This window comes from Nonomuraea basaltis, from assembly GCF_005893125.1.
In the GTDB taxonomy this organism is placed as follows: Bacteria; Actinomycetota; Actinomycetes; order Streptosporangiales; family Streptosporangiaceae; genus Nonomuraea; species Nonomuraea basaltis.
Map to the genome: position 1 here is coordinate 51,955 of NZ_VCJS01000048.1, position 18,155 is coordinate 70,109.

The following is an 18,155-nucleotide window of genomic DNA, read 5'->3' on the forward strand; positions in this document are numbered from 1 at the left end:
GATCACTCCCTGGTCAAGGTCTGTACCTGCTCGTACGCCGTACGCAGGTCGCGTACGCCCGTGAGCGCGTCCACACTGCCGAGCACGGCCGACATGCCGCGGGTGATCGGCCGGTACGCCGGGTCGCAGGCAAGCGGCGACCACCACAGCAACCGGTGGCTCAGCAGCGACAACCGCCGTACCGCCGCCTGCATGGGCCGGCAGTCGCCGCGTTCCAGGCCGTCTGAGAGCACGATCACCAGGGCGCCGCGCGCCACGGTGACATATCGGGCGTTGCCGAGGAACTCCTGCAGCGAGGCGCCGATCCGCGTCCCGCCCTCGGCGTCCAGGACGACGTCACTCAGCGAGCCGACGGCCGCGTCGACATCCCGGGCGCGCAGCGGCTCGGTGACGCGGGTCAGCCGGGTGCCGAAGGTGAACACCTCGACGCGGTCGAGGCGGCCGACCGCGGCGTGGGCGAAGCGGAGGTAGTCGGCGCTGTGCTGCTTCATCGATCCGGACACGTCGATGAGCAGCAGCACACGGCGCTGCCGCCGCGGACGGTTCCGCCGCCGCAACGTCACGATCTCGCCGTGGCTGCGCCAGGACTCACGGCAGACCCTGGCGACGTCGATCCACGGACCTCGCCGGCCGGGCCGCCGGCGGCGCGACAGGACCGTCGGCACCGCGCGGGGCAGTTCCCGCCGCAGCAGCGAGAGCACCGCCCGGTCGTCCTCGCCCGCCGGGCCGAATACCGGGCGTCTCTCGCGCTCCGAGGAGCCGGCCTTCATGCCCGCCTCCCCGCCGAACGTCGCCGTGAGAGGAGCCTCGTCTCCCTGCCCGCGCGGCGCGAGGGCCTCGTCGTCGGGGAACTCCTGATCGGGGACGCGCTGTACCGCGGCCTCCCCGAACCAGCGCTCGAACGTGGGGGAGTAGACCTCCAGGTCCTCGTGGGCGGTGGTGAGCGTGGCCGCCCCGATCCAGTAGAGGTGCGTGGCGTCGCGCGGGCCGACGGCCTCGATCGCTTGAAGGAAGACCCGCTGTTTGGGAACCGGTACGCGAAGGCCCTGATCGTGCAGGTCCCGCAGGAACCCGTGCACGTGATCGCCGATGCGCACGACGAGGGACCGCTCAGTCACGGAACACCTCCGCGGCGTGGCGGCCGAGGAGTGCGAGATCCTCCTCGTGCTTGACGAGCAGCCCTGCGGACCGGCGCATCGCCTCCAGCCAGCTCGACCCCTCGCGGGCCAGCGTCTGCACGCCGCGGGCCCAGGAGACCGACTCCGCGATGCCCGGGCGCTTCAGCAAAGCCAATCCGCGGATCCGATGCACGGCGGCCACGAGGCGGGCCGCGCTTCTCTCGTCCAGACCCGGGGCCTGCGCCCGGATGATCGCTCGCTCCCGTTCGGTATCGGGAAAGGGGATCCAGTGGTAAAGGCACCGGCGCTTGAGCGCGTCGTGCAGTTCGCGGGTCCGGTTCGAGGTGAGGACGACGAACGGAACGCTCGCCGCCCTGATGATGCCGATCTCCGGGATGGTGATCTGAAAGTCGCCGAGGAACTCCAGAAGAAAGGCCTCGAACTCACTGTCCGCACGATCGATCTCGTCGATCAGCAGCACCGCACCGGATGCCGCCCGCAGAGACCGCAGCAGCGGGCGCTGCAGCAGGAACTCCTCGCGATAAAGGTCGCCGACGCCGCGCCCCTCCACCTCGGCGGCCCGCAGGGACAGCAGCTGCTTCGGGTAGTCCCACTCGTACAGGGCCTGGGAGGCGTCCAGCCCTTCGTAGCACTGCAGCCGGATCAGCTCGCGGTCGAGGACCCGGGCCAGAACGTTCGCGACCTCGGTCTTGCCGACCCCTGGCTCACCCTCCAGCAGCAGCGGGAGCCCGAGCGTGCCGGCCAGGTGGACGGCGGTGAGCAAACCCTCATCGGCGAGGTAGCCCTCCGCACCCAGCCGCCGATCCAGCGCGTCCTGATCAACCAGCACGGTCGCCCCGCAGCTCGTCGAGTCCGCGCAGCACCTTCTCCGGGGTGAACGGCATGCTCGTCAGCCGTACGCCGACCGCGTCGTACACGGCGTTGGCGATCGCGGGGATCGGCGCGTTCGCCGTCATCTCGCCGATTCCCTTGGCCCCGAACGGCCCGTTGCCGGCGGGCCGTTCGAGGAACACGCTCGTCTGCGCCGGGAGGTCGGCCGGCCCCGGCATCAGGTACTCGGTGAAATCGACCGGGCCGTGCTCGCGCGACTCCGGATAGTACGGCTCGGTCGACTCGAACAGCGCGTGCGACAGGCCCATCCAGGCGCCGCCCTCGACCTGCTGCGTCGCGAGGGCCGGGTTGAGCGCCCGGCCGATCTCGTAGGTGTTGTAGAGCCGCAGCACCTCGATCACGCCGGTCTCGTCGTCGACCGCGACCTCGGCCACCGTGCACGCGTGCGCCTGGCAGGAGTCCGGGTCCATCTCGCCGGTCTCCGGCACCGGGGTGCTCGGTTCCTTGAGGAAGATGCCCCGGCCGGAGATGGTCCGGCCCTGCCGGAAGTGCGCGGCGAGCGCGACGTCGCTGATGTGGATCTTCTTTTCCGACGATCCTTTGAGGCGGATGAAGCCCGTGCCGTCGGTCTCCAGATCCTCCGCGTCGACCTCCAGCTCGTCGGCGGCCACCTGGAGCATGACGTCCCGGGCCTCGCGCGCTGCCATGATCACGGCGTTGCCGACACGGTGGGTGCCGCGGCTGGCGAACGTCCCCATGCAGTGCGGGCCGGTGTCCGTGTCGGCGGTGTCGACGATGATGTTCTCGATCGGGATGCCGAGCGTCTCTGCCGCGCATTGGGCGACTATCGTCCGCAGCCCCTGGCCGAGATCCACCGAGGAGAGCGTGACGACGAATCCGCCCATCGTGGTGGCGTGGACGAGTGCCTGCGACGGGTCGCCGCCGAGGTTCATCCCGGTCGGGTAGTTGACCGCCGCATATCCGCGCCCGTGCCGTAACGCCATCGCTCAGCCCTCCGATCGCTCGGTCGACGACATCGCCCGGTACTCCGGCGGAAGGTCGTGCCCCACCAGGTCGGCGGCGCTCTGGATCACCTCGACCAGCGCCGTGCCGGACGCGATCTTGCGATGCGCCTTCATGTCGCCGTCCCGGTAGGCGTTCTTGAGCCGAAGCTGCAGCGGGTCCATGTTCAGCTCCCGGGCGATGCGGTCCATGTGCGACTCCAGCGCGAAGTCGCCGATCGTGACGCCGAACCCGCGCATGGCGCTGGACGGTGTCCGGTTCGTGTAGACGCAGTAGGCGTCGACGTGGACGTTCGGGATCGTGTACGGGCCGGGCATGTGCGCCGCCGCCTTGGTGGTGCCGTACGGGCTGTGCCGGGAGTACGCGCCCGCGTCCACGTAGAGCGTGATGTTGCGGGCGACGATCCGGCCGTCGTCCATGATGCCGTCCTTGATGGAGATGCGCTCGGCCGCGCGCGGGGACGACACCTGCATCTCCTCGGCGCGGCTGTAGACATACTTGGCGGGCCGGCCGGTGAGCGTGGCGGCGATGCAGGCGAGCGGCTCGACGATGACGTCGACCTTGCCGCCGAAGCCGCCCCCCACGGTGCCCCCGACGACGCGCAGGCTGGTGGGCGGGACACCGAGGATGAGCGCGGTGTTGTCGAGGGTGAAGAAGGCGGCCTGGGTGTTGGTGTGTATCCGGAGCCGGCCGTCGCCCTGGGGGACGACGATGCAGCCGGTCGGCTCGGTCGGCGCGTGTTCGATCGGCGAGGAGCTGTAGCGGCCCTCGATGATGTGGTCCGCCTCCGCGAAGCCCCGGTCGACGTCGCCGAAACGGATCCGGCGGCAGTGATGTCCCTCGTACACGAAGTGGTTGGCGCCCGCCTGCTTGATGATCGGGGCGCCGTCGGCCAGCGCCTCCTCGACGTCGAGGACGGCGGGCAGGTCGGTGTAGTCGACCGCGACCCGGGCCGCGCCCTCGCGGGCGGCGTCCTCGGTCTCGGCGACCACGGCGACGATCGGCTCGCCGCGGTAGAGGACCCGATCCACGGCCAGCACCGGCTCGTCGTCGGGCCCCACGCCGATCAGGCGCAGGACGGTGTACCAGTTGTTCGGCACATCCTCGTGGGTGATGACACGAAGCACGCCCGGGACCCCGAGGGCGCCGGAGACGTCGACCCGGTTGATGAGGGCGTGGTGCCGCGTGGACCGGTGGATCTTGACGTGCGTCATCTCCGGCAGCGTCATGTCCTCGAAGAAGACCGTGCGGCCGGTGACGTGACCGCGGGCGTCCGAGCGCGGGACGGCGGAGCCGATGACGGTGAAGTCGCCCGCACGCTCGTCCTTGAAGTACGCGGTGTCGATCGGGGTGACGCGCGCCATCAGACCTCGGCCTCCGCGTTCGCGAGCGGGGTGCCGCGGCGGCGTTCCGCGGCGGCGAGGACGGCGGCTATGATCGGCTCGTATCCCGTGCAGCGGCAGACGTTGCCGCAGATCGCCTCGGTGACATCCTGACGGGTCGGATTCTGCTTCCGGTTGAGCAGTGCCGTGGCGGACATGATCATCCCGGGGGTGCAGAACCCACATTGCGTCGCGAAGAGGTCGACGAACGCCTGCTGTACGTCGCCGAGCCGGTCGCCGTCGGCCAAGCCCTCGATCGTCTCCACGGTAGAGCCGTCGATCGTCACGACGGGGATCAGGCACGAGACCACGGGCCGGCCGTCCAGTAGCACCGTGCAACTGCCGCAGCCTCCTTGCGCGCAGCCGCGCTTGGCCCCCATCAGCCCGAACGTTTCGCGCAGTGCGCTCAGCAGCGTCGTCGACGGCCGGGCGATCAGCTCCCGCTCGGTGCCGTTCAGCTTGAGCGTGACGATTCTCGAGGGCATGCGATCCCCTTTCAGGCCCCGAGCAGGGCGCGACGCAGGTGGACGGGGTAGACCCGGGCGCGGTACCAGGCGGAGGCGTAGGCGTCGTCGAACGGCTTGATGACGTCGGCTTCGGCCGCCTGGGCGACGACTTCGGCGTTCAGCGGCGCGCCCAGCAGAACGCGTTCTGCGCCGACCGCACGCACCAAGCGGCGCGCCACGCCGCCGAGCACGAGACGGATGTCGCCGACCAGGCCGTCCTCGATCGTGATCCGGGCCGCCACCGTCACGATGGATCCTGAGTTGAGCCGCCGCCGGCTCGCCTTGTAAAACCGGAACGCGTCCTTGGCCGGAGCGGTGAACCGGACGCGGGTCACCAAGTCGCCCGCCCGCAGGTCATCGGTGACGACCCGCTCGAGCGGCTCGCGGCGTGCGCCGTCGGCGCCGAGCACGTCCAGCTCCGCGTCCAGGGCCAGAAGAGCCGCCGCCAGGTCGCCGTACGGTTGCGGCACGAAAAGATTGCCGGCCACTGTGGCGAGGCTGCGAACCGGCGGCGAGGCGATCGACCGCACACAGCCGGACAGGTAGTTCAACCGATCGTCGTCCTCGATCTCCGCGAGAGTGGTGGCCGCGCCCAGGGCCACCATGTCGCCTTCGACGTCGATGCCGGATAATCCCGCCCTGCGCAGGCTGACCAGCCGCAGGTCGCCGCCGGCTTGATCGTTCAGCCGGGCCATCAGATAGGTGCCGCCTCCGAGGGGCACGGCCCCGGCCTGAAGTGCCGCATGAGCCGCTTCGGGGCTCTCGGATGTCTGAACGGAGGTCAGCATGCGCACTCCAATTATCGATATCGATAATTAACATACGTGGCATGATTTAAGAGTCAAGGGTTCTCTGGCCCCTCAACGTCACAGGAGGTTTGTTGTCAGAACCCACAGGGATCCCGTCCACCGTCCCGCGCTCCGCGCGACCGACGCTGAGCCGGCAGATCCGCGACGGTCTGCTGCAACGGATCGTCTCCGGCGAACTCGGCGAGGGCGACCGGCTGATCGAGACGAAGATCGCCATCGAGTTCGGAACGAGTCAGGCCCCGGTTCGGGAGGCGCTTCGGCAGCTCGAGGGTCTCGGCCTCATCGAGAGTCAGCCTCGTCACGGCAGCCGGGTGCTTCCCTTCGCCGAGCAGACGATCCGCGAGGCGTACATCGTACGGGCGGCCCTGGAGGAGACTGCGACGCGGCTCGCCATGCTGGCCGGAACCCTCCCCTTCGACCGGCTGGAGGAGGCGGTCGAGGAGATGTACCGCTGCGCCCAGGACAACGACGCGCACGGCATCGGCCTGGCCAGCGCGCGGTTTCACCGGCACGTCGTGCAGGCCGGCGGCAACGTGCTGCTGACCCGCGCCTGGGAGGCGCTGCAGATCGAGGCGCGCACGGCCATCGCTCTGATGGTCACCAGGCCGGAACTCGAGCGGGTCGCCGACGAGCACCGCGAGCTACTGGACGTCATGCACGCCGGGGACGTCGAGGTGGCCTGCCGTCACGCCCGCGACCACCAGTGGGCCTATGCCGACACGCCGCACGACCCGTACGGAACGCCGAAACATTAGGACCGGAACGCGTGACGAAGCTCCTTTCAGCCGGTCCTTTCGGCCTCGCCGGTGCCAGGACACGGGCGGAGAGCGATTACGGCGAGGACGCATCCTCCGGCGACGGTGGTGCCGGCGCGTCCAGGCGCAGGTGGACCGGCTGACCAAGCAGGATGGCCTGGCCGGAGCCGTGCTCTCGATGCGCGATAGGAACAGCCGCACCACGACGTGGACCTCGGGCACTGCCCAGCGCGGCACCGGCAAGCCGATGGTCGGCGCCGACGGTCGGTTCCGGCTCAGCGGCTCTACCTGCATGCCAAGCAGCACTGGCCGCAGCTGGCCGATGTCCCGGGCCACGGCCTGGCCGACGGGAATGGCGCCCCCCGGCCGGACCACGCCCTCGCCCCGGGCACGGCCCACGCCGGCCAAGCCCGGGGCCCAGTCGCTCTAGCCCAACCGGCAGAAGTCCAAGGGCACCGCGAAGCGTCCCGAGGAGTTCGAGGCAGACATTCGACCGCTTCTCCGTAAGGGGACACGCATCGGGCATCTGCGCGATCGTCTGATCAAGGCGGGGCACGACGCGAGACCAAAGATCGCTAGTCGGCACTGGGACTGGCCCGTTCCAGCACCACTACCGGAATCGCCCTGCTGGTCTTGGTTCGATATCGCTCGTAGTCCGCCCAGAGTCCCGCCATCATCTCCCACAGCCGTTCCCGCTCCTCCCCCTCCGCTTCCACGCCCGTCACGGCAAAACGTTCCGCCCCCACCTGCACGTGCGCAGACGGTTCGGCGAGCAGGTTGAGATACCAGGCAGGGTGCGCGTCCGCACCTCCGTTCGATCCCACGATGACCAGCCGCTCACCGTCCATTCCGTAGATCAGTGCCGTCCTTCGTGGCAGACCTGACCTTCGCCCCCGCGTGATGAGCAGCAGCGTCGTCACCCCCCACCGCCGGTGCCCTTTGCGCCCGTCCGTCTCGATGTACTCCTTGATATGCCTGGCGACCCAATCGATGGGGCTGTCCGTGGGGTTCATCGAAGACTCCTCCATTTGCTGTGCTTGCGGCCTTCGAGGTCGAAGGTCCGTGGAAACCATGTAGCCAGCCCGTACGGCGATGTCACGCGTTCTGGTGCCGAACTCTTGCCTCGACCAGGCGGCCACGGGCGACGGGAAGCGGCACGATGATCTCGTACTGCGCGCTCCAGGTCCGCCGCGTCGGAGAGGCCTTCGCGCGTATATGCCGTACACATCGGTAGGCAGCATATAGGCAAAGGCGATCAGGATGGCGAATCCGAGCGCGGTTGCCGGACCAGGGGACGCACTTGAGCCTGGATCGCACCGATGTGGACCGGCGCACGAGACTGGAGACTGGTCTTGGCGATCGGCATGGGTCATTAACTGAATTTCGTCACGATTTTCATCACACTTGGAATCTCCTCATCGTCGGCGAGACCACCACGCGTACCGGTCGGTGCGATCGGTGTAGAAGACGGGTGTTCATGATGGAGCGCAGGTCGTGCTCCCAGGAGCTCACCACCGTCTGCTACGACCTCCACCAGGTAGAGGCGCTGTTTGAGTCCAACGGTTGCGGCGGCCCGGAGGAAGAACCCTGGGTGTGGGAGGCGATCGAGGCGGTCATCTCCCGGGCCGAGCTCCGCGCTGGTCCTGCTCTGGGATCCAGTGCTGCTGATCGCATGCCAGAAGGCGGCGTCGGACGCCGGCTCTGACCCCTTGGCGTTCGCGTGCATGTGTGGACGATGATCGGGTACGCATGTCGTCATGCCCGTTGCAGGCTATGAAGGATGGTTATTGGCGGCTCGGTACAGGCTGCTGGCCGAGCTGGGCCGGGGGGCCATGGGCAGGGTCTGGCGCGCTCATGACGAGCTGCTGGATCGGCAGGTGGCGGTCAAGGAGGTTCGCATCCCGCACCGGCCGGGGCCGGAGCGCGAGGCGCTGCTCGGGCGTACCTTGCGCGAGGCGCGCCTGACCGCGCGGTTGAGCCACCCGCGCATCGCGGCCGTGTACGACGTGGTGGTCGCCGACGAGCGGCCGTGGATTGTGCTGCAGCTCGTCGCCGCCCCCAGCCTCGCCCAGGTGATCATCGAACGGGGGCCGCTGCCCGCGTCCGCGGTCGCCCGAATCGGGCTCGAAATGCTGGACGCCCTGCGCGCCGCCCACGCCGGCGGCATCGTGCACCGCGACATCAAGCCCGCCAACATCCTCATCACCGACGACCGGCACGCCATCCTGACCGACTTCGGGCTGGCCAGCACCCTGGACGACCAGGCGCGCCTCACCCAGGAGGGCACTGTCGTCGGTACACCCGCCTACATCGCCCCCGAACGCGCCCGCGGCGGCCCCGCCACGCCGCAGGCCGATCTGTGGTCGCTGGGCGCCACCTTGTACGCGGCGGTCGAGGGCCGTGCCCCGTTCGGGCTCAGTAGCGAGCTGGCCACCCTGTCCGCGGTGCTGACCTCGGACCCGGCCCCGTTCGAGCACGCCGGGCCGCTCGCCCCGATCATCGCCGGGCTGCTGGACAAGGATCCGGATCGACGTACGGACGCGGTCCGTGCTCACGAGCAACTGTCCGCCCTGTGTGAGCAACCGGTCATTCCGGTCTCTTTGGAGACTCTGACCATTGATGGTGACGGCGGGCGGATCACCGGCTCGTCCGGCGGCCGTCCGCTCAGGGAACGGGCCCCGTATCGGCAGCGGGTTGTCGAGCACTGGAGGCAGGCGGCCGCCATCGCGGCCCTGATCGTCAGCGTGATGGCGACCACCTCGTGGTGGGGCGACGAGCCGGGCACGCCCCATCCGGCAGCCAGGACAGAGCCCAATCCGCCGCCCACCACCCTCGAGCCGAACACCGTGCTGCTGGCCGCCCACCTCGTCTCGACCCGGCGCCATGCCGCCAGGAGCGAGCCGGAGCCCGCTCGTACGGAACCGCCCATCTCCACCTACACGGCCGACATCCCGCATGGGCCGGCTAAGAAGGTCAAGAAGGTCAAGACAAAGAAGCACGGCTCGAAATGACGGTCGCCGCCGCTGGTGGATAGCGAGAAGCCCCGTCCCTGCGCCGGGTTAGTCAGCTGGGCTGCCCGAGAACGAAATTCACGATGTCGGGGAGCCGGACGACGCGGCCGAACGCCCCCCAGTTCCCGTCAGGGATCTCGACGATGTGCACCCATGCGGACGGCTCGGTGTAGAGCCGGTCGGGATCGTCGTCGGCCTTGGCCAGCACGGCCGTGACCCGCCGCATCATCTCGTCGCGCTTGCCATCGTCCAAGGAGCCGGCTGGAACGCTCACCCGGACCAGGTATCTGGCCGGTTCGTCCGCTGCCACTGCGAGCCCGCCGACGGACCAGGCCTCCACGTCGTGGAACACCAGCCAGGATATGGATCTCGCGGCCGCGGTGTCCGGCGCACCCTCCACCTGCATGACCTCCGCGACGAGTTCCTCGGACAAGCGTGTGCGCTGCTCCTCGCGCAGCGCGCCGCGAGGAGCGAACACTTCGACGAATGGCATGTCTTCCCCTTAGAGGGTTGCCTTATTGAACTTACTTCCACTGGGAAGCTACCCAAGTGCATTCAATAAGGCAACCCTCTAAGCTGAACGGCATGCGCCGTACCAGTTTTGCCGACATGAGCTGCGCCATCGCCCGCAGCCTGGAGATCGTGGGGGACTGGTGGACGCCCCTCATCCTGCGTGACGTCTATTTGGGCGTCAGCCGCTTCGACGATCTGGTCGCCGATCTCGGGATCTCGCGTAACCTGCTGGCCGCCCGGCTCGACCACCTGGTCGATCAGCAGATCCTCGAACGGCGCCGTTACCAGGAGCGTCCCCCACGCCATGAGTACGGCCTCACCGAAGCCGGCCGCGATTTCATCCCGGTGCTGATGGCCCTGATGGGGTGGGGCAACCGGTGGGCCGGGCTGACGGACGGCCCTCCGGCCACCCTCGAACACCGGCCGTGCGGAAACCTCTTCACCCCGCTGATCGTCTGCCCGCACTGTGGGATGCGGGTCGATGCCGACGACGTCAAGGTGCACCCCGGCCCTGGAGGCCGAGCGGGCCCCGGCACCCGGATTCTCGCCCAACGACTCACCCAACCGGACCGGCCGTGACGGCAGGGCACATTGCTGCCCATGGTGCCGGTGTGGTGGACATGGACGGTGCCGGTATGACGGGTCCCCCTTGTAGGTGGTGGAGGAGGAGAGGGCGAAGCTTCCCCGTCCCGCGACCACGCATGCACATGGGCGCTTCCTCATCTGCCCACGAGCCCCGCCCGGTCGCCGACATCCAGGAATCGATCATCAATGTCATCGCCCCGCCGGCCCGGGCTCATCAGGATGAAGCCGACGGCGACGGCCATGGTCAGGCACAGCGGGGTGTAAATGAACAGGTTGAGCCAGTAGAAAGGGGTGCCGGTGTCCGTGCCGGAACCGAAGGCCCACGCGAGTCCGAGTTCGCCGCGCACCAGCACTCCGGTGCCCAGGGCGAGCGTGACCGCCTTGGCCACCCACCCGCCCCGGCCATTGGAGACCGCCACCACCGACAGTGCCGCCATGCTCAGCAGCAGGATCAGCGGCAGCAGGATCCGTGCGGTGAAGGGCACCTCGAAGTTGAGCACGGCCAGCGAGAGCGCGCGCGGATCGGCCGCGGGCCGGATCAGCCAGAACAGGTGCGCCAGGGCGTCAAGGAGGAGGACGGCGGCCACGAAGGCACCAGTACGTGAGATGTTCATGCCCTTCAGGAGGCGGCGAATGTGCCGAAGGTTCCATGGAACCTTTCGCTTCCGTGCCGCCTCTGCACGAATATGAACTGGCCCATCGCCGAACTCGATCCCGTACGCAGACTGCGCGTCCTCGCCGCCGCCATCCCCGGCGCGCACGTCGCCGAGAGGATCATCCCTGCCTCCTTCGAGCGGGTCTGGGAGGTGGCAAGTGACCTGGAAAGGGAGTTCGGCACCTTCGAGCCCGACATGCGGCACCTGCGGATCGTCGCCGACAAGGGCGACGGGCGACTGCTGGCCGAGGCCCGCAGCAAGTACGGCATGCGCGCCCGCTTGGACGTCGACCTGCGGCCAGGCTGGTGCTGGATGCAGAGCAGGTTTCTCCTGGTGGGCCTGGCGGCGACGGCCGTGCCGGGAGGAACTCTGGTCGCGCAGACGGGCGGCGTCCGTGTGCCGGGACGGTCGGCTCTGGTGCCGTTGGGCGTGCGGGCGGCGGGGGAGAAGGCACTGGCCCGGCTGGCGGACCGGATCGTGGAGCGGGCCCGATGACGGCGGCACTCGTCCTGGCCGCCCAGCGCGGTGACACGATGGCGATGAATGATCTGCTCACCGAGCTGACACCGTTCCTGGGCCGGATCTGCGGGCCCATCGCGCTCGACAGCGGCCAGGACGCGGTCCAGGAGACGCTGATCGCCATCTTCAGGAATCTGCGTTCGCTGCGCGAGCCCGCGGCGCTGTACGGCTGGGCCAGGGCGATAGCGGTGCGGGAGTCGGTCAGGATCGCCAGGAACGGCAGCCGTACCAGCGCCGTCGACCTGGCCGAGCTCCCGTCGCGCCAGGACGTGGAGCGGGCGGTGGATATCCGCGACGTGCTGGAACGGCTCTCGCCCGAGCATCGCGCCGTGCTGGTGCTGCGCGACGTCGAGGGGCTCGACGAGGCCGCCGCGGCCAGGCTGCTGGAGGTCCCTGTGGGCACGGTCAAGTCCCGGCTGGCGCGGGCGCGGCAGAGCTTTCGCAAGGCCTGGCAGCCCTGAGGGAACCTCCGCGGGTCCTGCGTCCTCTTTGGGAGTGACTTCACACAGATGGGACGTACTGATGCGACTTCGCCTCCTCGCCGCCCTGGCCTCGATCCTCACGCTGCTCGTCTGCGCCGTCCTGTACGGCGCGTACGGCTACCGCCCGGCGCAGGCAACCGGCTACCGGCCCGCGTACCTGCAGAACTCCCGCTTCCTGGACACCCCGCTGGCTCGTTTCCACTACGTCAAACAGGGCACGGGCTCGCCTGTGGTGCTGCTCTCTCCCGGGGCTTCCTGGGTGTACGGCTGGCGCCACCAGCTGCCGAGGCTGGCCCGCGAGCACACCGTCTATGTGGTGGACCTGCCCGGACAGGGCTTCACCACGTTGAAGGACCGGAACTTCACCTGGGATCTGGACGGGATGACCGGCGCGATCGGCAGCTTCCTGGCCGCGGCGGGTATCCAGCGCCCAGCCCTGGGCGGCCTGTCATGGAGCGGCGGCTGGGCCCTGGCCTACGCGCAGCGCCACCCGGAGCGGGTGAACAGCCTGCTGCTCCTGGCACCCTCCGGCGCGGCCACGCGCGACACCTGGGTCTACGAGATCATGAAATATCCGGCCATCGGCGAGCTGTGGAACAACTGGTACTACGCCGACCGGTCCAGCTCGCTGGAGGCGCTCAAGCGCATCCACGTCAACCAGAACCGCGTGACCGAAGAAGACGTGGACGCCTTCTGGGCGCCGGGGACCTTCGCCGGCAACCTGGAGAGCCAGTACCTCCTCGAACGCGGTCTCGACTGGCGCGAGACCCGCGCCGCCATGCCGCGCACGACCACGCCCACGCTGGTGATATGGGGCAGACAGGACACGGTCAACCCCGTGTGGCAGGCGCGCGAGTTCGACCGGCTCATGCCCGCCGCTGAGATCCACGAACTCGACGGCTGCGGCCATGCCCTCACTACCGACTGTCCGGAGCAGGTCACCGGGCTGCTGGCGGACTTCCTGACCACCAGATAGGGCTTCCCGGGATCCCCGAGGGCCCTTTCACCCAAGCCCCCTGCCGCATATGGTCAGGAGCCGTTTCGTGCCGGTGCCCCAGCTGGGGCGCACCAGGGCGAGCCCCAGCACCCGCCGACGACGGTGACCGCTCTCGTAGGCTTGATGGCTCGGTGCTCGGTGGAGAAATGCTGGATCTACGCGGACGCGCCGCCCGGCTGACCAAGACCGGATCGGGCACGCGGCCCGGAGCGGCCGGTCGCCGGGTGGGTGGCCGGCGTGGCCGGCGGCAGGCCGAGCCGGGCGACCACGGCCGCCACCAGCTCGTCCGGCGACAGCGCCACCTCCAGCACCATCCCGGACTCCTCCAGGCCGAGGTGCTCCAGGATCGCCCGTTGCGAGTCGAGCAGGCCGGCCGACATGTAGTGGTCGGTGCGGCGGGTCATCCGGTCCCGGATCAGCTTCGCAGACCCGTCGAGGTGGACGAACTCCACGTCCGGCGGGCCCTGTCGTAGCACGTCCCGGTAGGAGCGCTTGAGCGCCGAGCAGGCCAGCACTGTGGAGACGCCTTCGACGTGCCGGGCGGCCATCCAGGAGGCCAGGTCACGCAGCCACGGCCAGCGGTCCGCGTCGTCCAGCGGGATGCCGGCCCGCATCCGCGCCACGTTCGCCTCTGGGTGGAACTCGTCCGCCTCGGCGAACCGCAGCCCGGTCAGCTCGCTGATCCCGCGGGCCACGGTCGTCTTGCCCGCGCCCGACACGCCCATGACGACGATGTGCCGGGTGGGCCGGCGCTCACCAGTCATGGACGGTGCCGTCCTTGAGCCGGTTGAACGGCAGGTATGCCGCTAGGTACGGGTAGCGCGCCGCGGCCTCCTCGTCGAGCTCCACGCCGAGTCCCGGCAGCCCACCGGGGTGCAGGTAGCCGTCGGCGAAGCTGAACGACTGCTGGAACACTTCGTTGGTCGCCGGGCCGTGCTGCATGTACTCCTGGATACCGAAGTTGTGGATTGCCAGGTCCAGGTGCAGGGCGGCTGCCATGCCGACCGGCGAGATGTCGGTCGGGCCGTGGATGCCGGACTTGATCTGGTACTGAGCGGCGTAGTCGAGTAGCTTCCGCATGGCCGTGATCCCCCCGGTGTGGGTGACGGCGGAGCGGACGTAGTCGATGAGCTGTTCGCGGATCAGGGTCTGGTAGTCCCACACGGTGTTGAAGACCTCGCCGATGGCCAGCGGGGTCGTGGTGTGCCGGCGAACCAGGCGCAGCGCCTCCTGGTTTTCCGCCGGCGTGCAATCCTCCAGCCAGAACAGGTCGTACGGCTCGAGGGCCTTGCCGAGCTTGGCGGCCTGGATGGGGGTCATTCGATGGTGCCCGTCGTGCAACAGCGGCAGCTCGGGGCCGAACTCGTTGCGCACCGCCTCGAAGACGCCGGGCAGGTGGCGTAGGTAGGCGCGGGTGTCCCAGTCCTCTTCGGCAGGCAGCGCGGTGCGCTGGGCCGGCTCGTAGTCGTACCGCTTGCCGTCGACGCTGGGCTGGGCTGCCACGCCGTACACGGCCTTGACGCCCGGTACGGAGGTCTGCACCCGGATCGACCGGTAACCCATCTCCAGGTGCCGGCGGATCGAGTCGAACAGCTCGGGCAGGTCCCGGCCCGAGGCGTGCCCGTACGCCATGATCCCGTTCCGGGAGGCTCCGCCGAGCAGCTGGTAGAGCGGCATTCCGGCGGTCTTGGCCTTGATGTCCCACAGCGCCACGTCCACGGCCGCGATGGCGGCCATGGTGACGGGCCCTCGCCGCCAGTACGCCGAGCGGTAGAGGAACTGCCAGGTGTCCTCGATGCGATGCGGGTCCCGCCCGATCAGCAAGGGGACAACGTGGTCGGCCAGGTACGACGCGACCGACAGCTCCCGCCCGTTGAGGGTGCCGTCGCCCAGCCCGGTGATCCCCTCATCCGTCGTGATCTTGAGGGTGACGAAGTTACGGTCGGGGCTGGTGACGATGACGTCCGCTGCGATGATCTTCACGTGGGTGCCTTTCTCGCGAGGTCGAGGGTCATGGTCACCATTCCGCGTAGGAACCGTCCCGGTGCCGCCAGATGGGGCTGCGCCAGGCGTGTCCCCTTTTGCCGGCGGCGCGGACCGCCTGCTCGTCGACCTCGATACCCAGGCCGGGCGCGGTAAGCCGCTCGATGTGCCCGTCCACGAAAGTCAACGGGGTCTTGTCGAGGCAGTAGTCGAGCACCTCTGCGCCAAGGTTGTAGTGGATGCCGATGCTCTGTTCCTGGATCAGGTAGTTCGGCGTGACGAAGCCGACCTGCAGGCAGGCCGCGAGGGCGATCGGGCCGAGCGGGCAGTGCGGGGCGAGCTGCACGTCGTACACCTCGGCGAGCGCGGCGATCTTGCGTACCTCGGTGATGCCGCCGGCGTGCGAGAGATCCGGCTGGGCGACCGCGATGCCGGCTTGGAAGACGGGCAGGAACTCCTGCCGGCTGTGGAGCCGCTCCCCGGTCGACACCGGGATGGCGGTCGAGCGGACGAACTCGCCGATGAGGTGCGAGTTCTCCGGGACGACCGGCTCCTCCAGGAACAGGGGCCGATACGGCTCCAGCAGCGGCGCCACCCGGCGAGCGTTGGCCAGGGTGAACCGCCCGTGCAGGTCGACGGCGACGTCGCGGTCGTCGCCGAGCACCTCGCGGGCGGCGGCCACCCGGGCGACCACGCCGTTCAGCTCGGCGACTGAGGCAACCGGGCTCATCCTGCCGGAGGCGTTCATCTTCACCGCGGTGAGCCCGGCCTCGACCTGGGCGGCGACGTGGTCGCGGACCTCGCTGGGCTCGTCGCCGCCGACCCAGCCGTACACCCGGATCCGGTCCCGGACCGGACCGCCGAGCAGTTGGTGTACCGGGGCGCCGAAGTGCTTGCCGGCGATGTCCCAGAGGGCCTGGTCGAGGCCCGCCACGGCACTCGCCAGGATGGGACCGCCCCGGTAGAACGAGCCCTTGGTCAGCACCTGCCAGTGGTCCTCGATGCGCAGCGCGTCCCGGCCGATCAGCAGCTCCGCGAGCTGGTCGATGGCGGCCCGGACGGTCTCGGATCGCCCCTCGCAGGTGGCCTCACCCCAGCCGACGATCCCGGAGCCGGTCTCCACCCGGACGAAGAGCCAACGGGGGGCGACAAGGAAGGTCTCTATGCGCGCGATGGTCGTCATGCCGGTCAGCCCTTTGTCGCGCCGGCGGTGAGGCCGGAGACCACATACTTCTGCACGAACAGGGCGATCAGCATGATCGGCAGGGTGACCACAGTGGCCGCGGCCATCAGGCCGCCCCAGTCGATGCTGGCGTAGCCGACGAAGTCGAAGATCGCCACGGGCAGCGTCTTGGTGTCGGCGTCGGAGAGCACGAGCGCGAACATGAAATTGTTCCAGGAGAAGATGACGGACAGGATCCCAGCGGTGGCGATACCCGGCACGGACAGCGGCAGCATGATGCGGCGGAACGCGCCGATGTGGGTCAGCCCGTCGACCAGCGCCGCCTCCTCCAACTCCTCGGGCACGCTGTCGAAGTAGCCCATCATGATGTAGACCACCAGGGGCAGCGAGACGAACATGTGGCTGAGGATCAGCACCCCGAAGCCGCCGACCATCTTCAGGTTGGAGAAGACGTAGTACCAGGGCACCAGCAGCGAGACGCCGGGGATGACCCGGGCCATCAGCACCACCAGCGCGGACTTCTTCATGTTGAACCGGCTCATCGAGTACGCGGCCGGCAGGCCGAGGATCAGCGACGCCACGGTGGCGGCGAACGCCACCCAGAGGCTGTTGACGATGAACTCGACGTAGTTCGCCTGCTGGAGCACCTTGGCGTAGTTGTCCATGGTGGGCGAGAAACCCAGCGCCTTGCCCGGGTCGTAGATGTCGACGTTGGTCTTGAACGACGCGGTGATCATCCAGAGCAGCGGCGCGATCAGTGTGAGCACCACGAAGGTGAGCGCCACCACCCGGAACACCTGGTACGCGGGTCGGGGCTTCATCGCTGCGTCTCCTTGCGCCGGGCGGTCAGGGCCCACATCGCCCCGATGATGATCAGGAAGAAGAGGATGAGAACGGTGGAGGAGACGCCGTACTCGTTGTAGTCGAAGCTGAGGCCGTAGGCGTACACGTTGAGGGTCTCCACCTCGTGGAACGAACCGCCACCGCGGCCCTTTGTGGCGTAGAGGATGTCGAAGGTCTTCAGCGCGTCGATGCCGCGCAGCAGGATCGCCACGGTCACCGTGGGCATCAGCAGCGGCAGGGTGACGTGGCGGAAACGTTGCCAGGTGCTGGCGCCGTCGATCCGCGCCGCCTCCTGCGGCTCGTCCGACAACGAGGTGAGCCCGGCGAGCAGGATCAGCACCACCATCGGCGTCCACTGCCACACGTCGATGAAGATCGTGGTGGGCAGGGCCGAGTGCTGGCCGGCGAGCCACGGCTGCGGCCCGATGCCGACCCAGCCGAGGATCTGGTTGGCCAGGCCGATGTTCGGGTCGAAAATGAGCCGCCACATCATGCCGACGGCGACCGGGGTGGCGACGAGCGGCATCAGGATGGCGACCCGTACCCACTTCTGCCCTTTGAACGGCCGCCAGAGCAGCAGCGCGATCGCCATTCCGAGGACCAGCTCGAACAGCAGCGCAACGACGGTGAACGTGGCGGTCCGCCCGACGGCGGGCCAGAACCGGTCGGTGTCCAAGAGGACGTCGAGGTAGTTCTGGAAGCCCACGAACTCGCTCTCCGCGCGGACGGATCCCTCGGTGTCGGTCAGGCTGAGGTAGCCGGTCCAGGCCAGGGGGATCACGATCAGCGCGGCGACGAAGGTCATCGCGGGCGCGGCGAAGAGCCATTTGCGGTGGTCGTTGGCCCAGCGCACCCAGCCGGGCGTATCGGGGGCGGTGGGTGCGCTGCGCGGCGCCTTGGTGGTGATCGTTGCCATGAGGTCTCCAGGGGTGGGCGGG

21 protein-coding genes are annotated in these 18,155 nt (G+C 69.0%); 6 read left to right on the plus strand and 15 right to left on the minus strand.

The genetic code is table 11. The features are described from left to right. Positions 1-2: 2 nt before the first annotated feature. From EJK15_RS23380 to EJK15_RS23405, 6 genes are read right to left on the minus strand one after another with little or no spacing between them, the layout of a single operon-like run. Complete coding sequence (locus EJK15_RS23380) at positions 3-1,118, minus strand: vWA domain-containing protein (protein ID WP_138712592.1); 1,116 nt, start codon at positions 1,116-1,118, stop codon at positions 3-5. Next, a complete protein-coding gene (locus EJK15_RS23385; RefSeq protein ID WP_138712593.1) occupies positions 1,111-1,968 on the minus strand; it encodes an AAA family ATPase in 858 nt (285 codons plus the stop codon). Before EJK15_RS23385 ends, EJK15_RS23380 begins: the two co-directional genes overlap by 8 nt. Continuing rightward, entirely contained in the window at positions 1,958-2,974 is a 1,017-nt protein-coding gene (locus EJK15_RS77175) for a xanthine dehydrogenase family protein molybdopterin-binding subunit (protein ID WP_138712594.1), read from the minus strand. Before EJK15_RS77175 ends, EJK15_RS23385 begins: the two co-directional genes overlap by 11 nt. Positions 2,975-2,977: 3 nt before the next feature. Then, positions 2,978-4,357 carry a xanthine dehydrogenase family protein molybdopterin-binding subunit gene (locus tag EJK15_RS77180; protein WP_138712595.1) on the minus strand — a complete coding sequence of 460 codons (1,380 nt, stop codon included), beginning with the start codon at positions 4,355-4,357 and terminating at the stop codon, positions 2,978-2,980. After that, on the minus strand, positions 4,357-4,860 hold the full coding sequence (locus EJK15_RS23400) for a (2Fe-2S)-binding protein (RefSeq protein WP_138712596.1): 504 nt from the start codon (positions 4,858-4,860) through the stop codon (positions 4,357-4,359). Before EJK15_RS23400 ends, EJK15_RS77180 begins: the two co-directional genes overlap by 1 nt. An 11-nt stretch (positions 4,861-4,871) precedes the next feature. Next, the gene (locus tag EJK15_RS23405) at positions 4,872-5,669 is read right to left on the minus strand and encodes an FAD binding domain-containing protein (RefSeq protein ID WP_138712597.1); all 798 of its coding nucleotides are present in this window, start codon (positions 5,667-5,669) and stop codon (positions 4,872-4,874) included. A 92-nt stretch (positions 5,670-5,761) separates the two neighbouring features. Between EJK15_RS23405 and EJK15_RS23410 the strand changes: the two genes are divergently transcribed. Beyond that, a complete protein-coding gene (locus EJK15_RS23410; RefSeq protein WP_171074493.1) occupies positions 5,762-6,445 on the plus strand; it encodes a GntR family transcriptional regulator in 684 nt (227 codons plus the stop codon). A gap of 575 nt (positions 6,446-7,020) precedes the next feature. Here EJK15_RS23410 and EJK15_RS23415 read toward each other — a convergent pair. Both EJK15_RS23415 and EJK15_RS23420 read right to left on the minus strand, forming a co-directional pair. Next, positions 7,021-7,458 carry a nitroreductase family deazaflavin-dependent oxidoreductase gene (locus EJK15_RS23415; RefSeq protein ID WP_138712599.1) on the minus strand — a complete coding sequence of 146 codons (438 nt, stop codon included), beginning with the start codon at positions 7,456-7,458 and terminating at the stop codon, positions 7,021-7,023. Positions 7,459-7,817: 359 nt separating this feature from the next. Further along, complete coding sequence (locus tag EJK15_RS23420; protein ID WP_138712600.1) at positions 7,818-8,171, minus strand: hypothetical protein; 354 nt, start codon at positions 8,169-8,171, stop codon at positions 7,818-7,820. Between the two features lie 61 nt (positions 8,172-8,232). On the opposite strand from EJK15_RS23420, the gene EJK15_RS23425 reads away from it, so the two are divergent. Continuing rightward, positions 8,233-9,456, plus strand: a complete 1,224-nt coding sequence (locus EJK15_RS23425) for a serine/threonine-protein kinase (protein WP_171074494.1) — start codon at positions 8,233-8,235, stop codon at positions 9,454-9,456. 52 nt (positions 9,457-9,508) lie between these two features. Here EJK15_RS23425 and EJK15_RS23430 read toward each other — a convergent pair whose 3' ends face one another. Next, positions 9,509-9,949 carry a tautomerase family protein gene (locus EJK15_RS23430; RefSeq protein ID WP_138712602.1) on the minus strand — a complete coding sequence of 147 codons (441 nt, stop codon included), beginning with the start codon at positions 9,947-9,949 and terminating at the stop codon, positions 9,509-9,511. A 92-nt stretch (positions 9,950-10,041) separates the two neighbouring features. On the opposite strand from EJK15_RS23430, the gene EJK15_RS23435 reads away from it, so the two are divergent. Further along, positions 10,042-10,548, plus strand: coding sequence for a winged helix-turn-helix transcriptional regulator (locus EJK15_RS23435; RefSeq protein WP_138712603.1), 507 nt, complete (start codon positions 10,042-10,044; stop codon positions 10,546-10,548). A gap of 140 nt (positions 10,549-10,688) precedes the next feature. On the opposite strand, the gene EJK15_RS23440 is transcribed toward EJK15_RS23435, so the two are convergent. Beyond that, positions 10,689-11,168: a hypothetical protein gene (locus tag EJK15_RS23440; RefSeq protein ID WP_206061059.1), complete on the minus strand. Its 480-nt coding sequence runs from the start codon at positions 11,166-11,168 to the stop codon at positions 10,689-10,691. Positions 11,169-11,240: 72 nt separating this feature from the next. On the opposite strand from EJK15_RS23440, the gene EJK15_RS23445 reads away from it, so the two are divergent. The 3 genes from EJK15_RS23445 (at position 11,241) to EJK15_RS23455 (ending at position 13,187) form a co-directional block, all read left to right on the plus strand. Continuing rightward, complete coding sequence (locus EJK15_RS23445; RefSeq protein WP_138712604.1) at positions 11,241-11,705, plus strand: hypothetical protein; 465 nt, start codon at positions 11,241-11,243, stop codon at positions 11,703-11,705. After that, positions 11,702-12,190 carry an RNA polymerase sigma factor gene (locus tag EJK15_RS23450; protein WP_138712605.1) on the plus strand — a complete coding sequence of 163 codons (489 nt, stop codon included), beginning with the start codon at positions 11,702-11,704 and terminating at the stop codon, positions 12,188-12,190. The genes EJK15_RS23445 and EJK15_RS23450 overlap by 4 nt, the downstream gene beginning before the upstream one ends. A gap of 61 nt (positions 12,191-12,251) precedes the next feature. Next, positions 12,252-13,187, plus strand: a complete 936-nt coding sequence (locus EJK15_RS23455) for an alpha/beta fold hydrolase (protein WP_138712606.1) — start codon at positions 12,252-12,254, stop codon at positions 13,185-13,187. 176 nt (positions 13,188-13,363) lie between these two features. Here EJK15_RS23455 and EJK15_RS23460 read toward each other — a convergent pair whose 3' ends face one another. The 5 genes from EJK15_RS23460 to EJK15_RS23480 all read right to left on the minus strand — a co-directional run. Then, the gene (locus EJK15_RS23460) at positions 13,364-13,972 is read right to left on the minus strand and encodes a gluconokinase (protein ID WP_138712607.1); all 609 of its coding nucleotides are present in this window, start codon (positions 13,970-13,972) and stop codon (positions 13,364-13,366) included. Continuing rightward, on the minus strand, positions 13,962-15,191 hold the full coding sequence (manD, locus tag EJK15_RS23465) for a D-mannonate dehydratase ManD (protein ID WP_138712608.1): 1,230 nt from the start codon (positions 15,189-15,191) through the stop codon (positions 13,962-13,964). The genes EJK15_RS23460 and manD overlap by 11 nt, the downstream gene beginning before the upstream one ends. Before the next feature lie 34 nt (positions 15,192-15,225). After that, the gene (gene dgoD / locus EJK15_RS23470) at positions 15,226-16,374 is read right to left on the minus strand and encodes a galactonate dehydratase (RefSeq protein ID WP_138712609.1); all 1,149 of its coding nucleotides are present in this window, start codon (positions 16,372-16,374) and stop codon (positions 15,226-15,228) included. 5 nt (positions 16,375-16,379) lie between these two features. After that, complete coding sequence (locus EJK15_RS23475) at positions 16,380-17,195, minus strand: carbohydrate ABC transporter permease (RefSeq protein ID WP_138712610.1); 816 nt, start codon at positions 17,193-17,195, stop codon at positions 16,380-16,382. Next, a partial coding sequence (locus EJK15_RS23480) for a carbohydrate ABC transporter permease (protein WP_206061060.1) occupies positions 17,192-18,155 on the minus strand: 964 nt, incomplete at its 5' end. The genes EJK15_RS23480 and EJK15_RS23475, both read right to left, overlap by 4 nt.

What these genes read in the sequence shown, in the direction of transcription:
- EJK15_RS77175 (WP_138712594.1), bottom strand. Translation starts at nt 2,974, where the DNA reads ATGGCGTTACGGCACGGGCGCGGATATGCGGCGGTCAACTACCCGACC.
- EJK15_RS77180 (WP_138712595.1), bottom strand. Translation starts at nt 4,357, where the DNA reads ATGGCGCGCGTCACCCCGATCGACACCGCGTACTTCAAGGACGAGCGT.
- EJK15_RS23400 (WP_138712596.1), bottom strand. Translation starts at nt 4,860, where the DNA reads ATGCCCTCGAGAATCGTCACGCTCAAGCTGAACGGCACCGAGCGGGAG.
- EJK15_RS23405 (WP_138712597.1), bottom strand. Translation starts at nt 5,669, where the DNA reads ATGCTGACCTCCGTTCAGACATCCGAGAGCCCCGAAGCGGCTCATGCG.
- EJK15_RS23415 (WP_138712599.1), bottom strand. Translation starts at nt 7,458, where the DNA reads ATGAACCCCACGGACAGCCCCATCGATTGGGTCGCCAGGCATATCAAG.
- EJK15_RS23420 (WP_138712600.1), bottom strand. Translation starts at nt 8,171, where the DNA reads ATGCACGCGAACGCCAAGGGGTCAGAGCCGGCGTCCGACGCCGCCTTC.
- EJK15_RS23430 (WP_138712602.1), bottom strand. Translation starts at nt 9,949, where the DNA reads ATGCCATTCGTCGAAGTGTTCGCTCCTCGCGGCGCGCTGCGCGAGGAG.
- EJK15_RS23435 (WP_138712603.1), top strand. Translation starts at nt 10,042, where the DNA reads ATGCGCCGTACCAGTTTTGCCGACATGAGCTGCGCCATCGCCCGCAGC.
- EJK15_RS23440 (WP_206061059.1), bottom strand. Translation starts at nt 11,168, where the DNA reads ATGAACATCTCACGTACTGGTGCCTTCGTGGCCGCCGTCCTCCTCCTT.
- EJK15_RS23445 (WP_138712604.1), top strand. Translation starts at nt 11,241, where the DNA reads ATGAACTGGCCCATCGCCGAACTCGATCCCGTACGCAGACTGCGCGTC.
- EJK15_RS23450 (WP_138712605.1), top strand. Translation starts at nt 11,702, where the DNA reads ATGACGGCGGCACTCGTCCTGGCCGCCCAGCGCGGTGACACGATGGCG.
- EJK15_RS23455 (WP_138712606.1), top strand. Translation starts at nt 12,252, where the DNA reads ATGCGACTTCGCCTCCTCGCCGCCCTGGCCTCGATCCTCACGCTGCTC.
- EJK15_RS23460 (WP_138712607.1), bottom strand. Translation starts at nt 13,972, where the DNA reads ATGACTGGTGAGCGCCGGCCCACCCGGCACATCGTCGTCATGGGCGTG.
- dgoD (WP_138712609.1), bottom strand. Translation starts at nt 16,374, where the DNA reads ATGACGACCATCGCGCGCATAGAGACCTTCCTTGTCGCCCCCCGTTGG.
- EJK15_RS23475 (WP_138712610.1), bottom strand. Translation starts at nt 17,195, where the DNA reads ATGAAGCCCCGACCCGCGTACCAGGTGTTCCGGGTGGTGGCGCTCACC.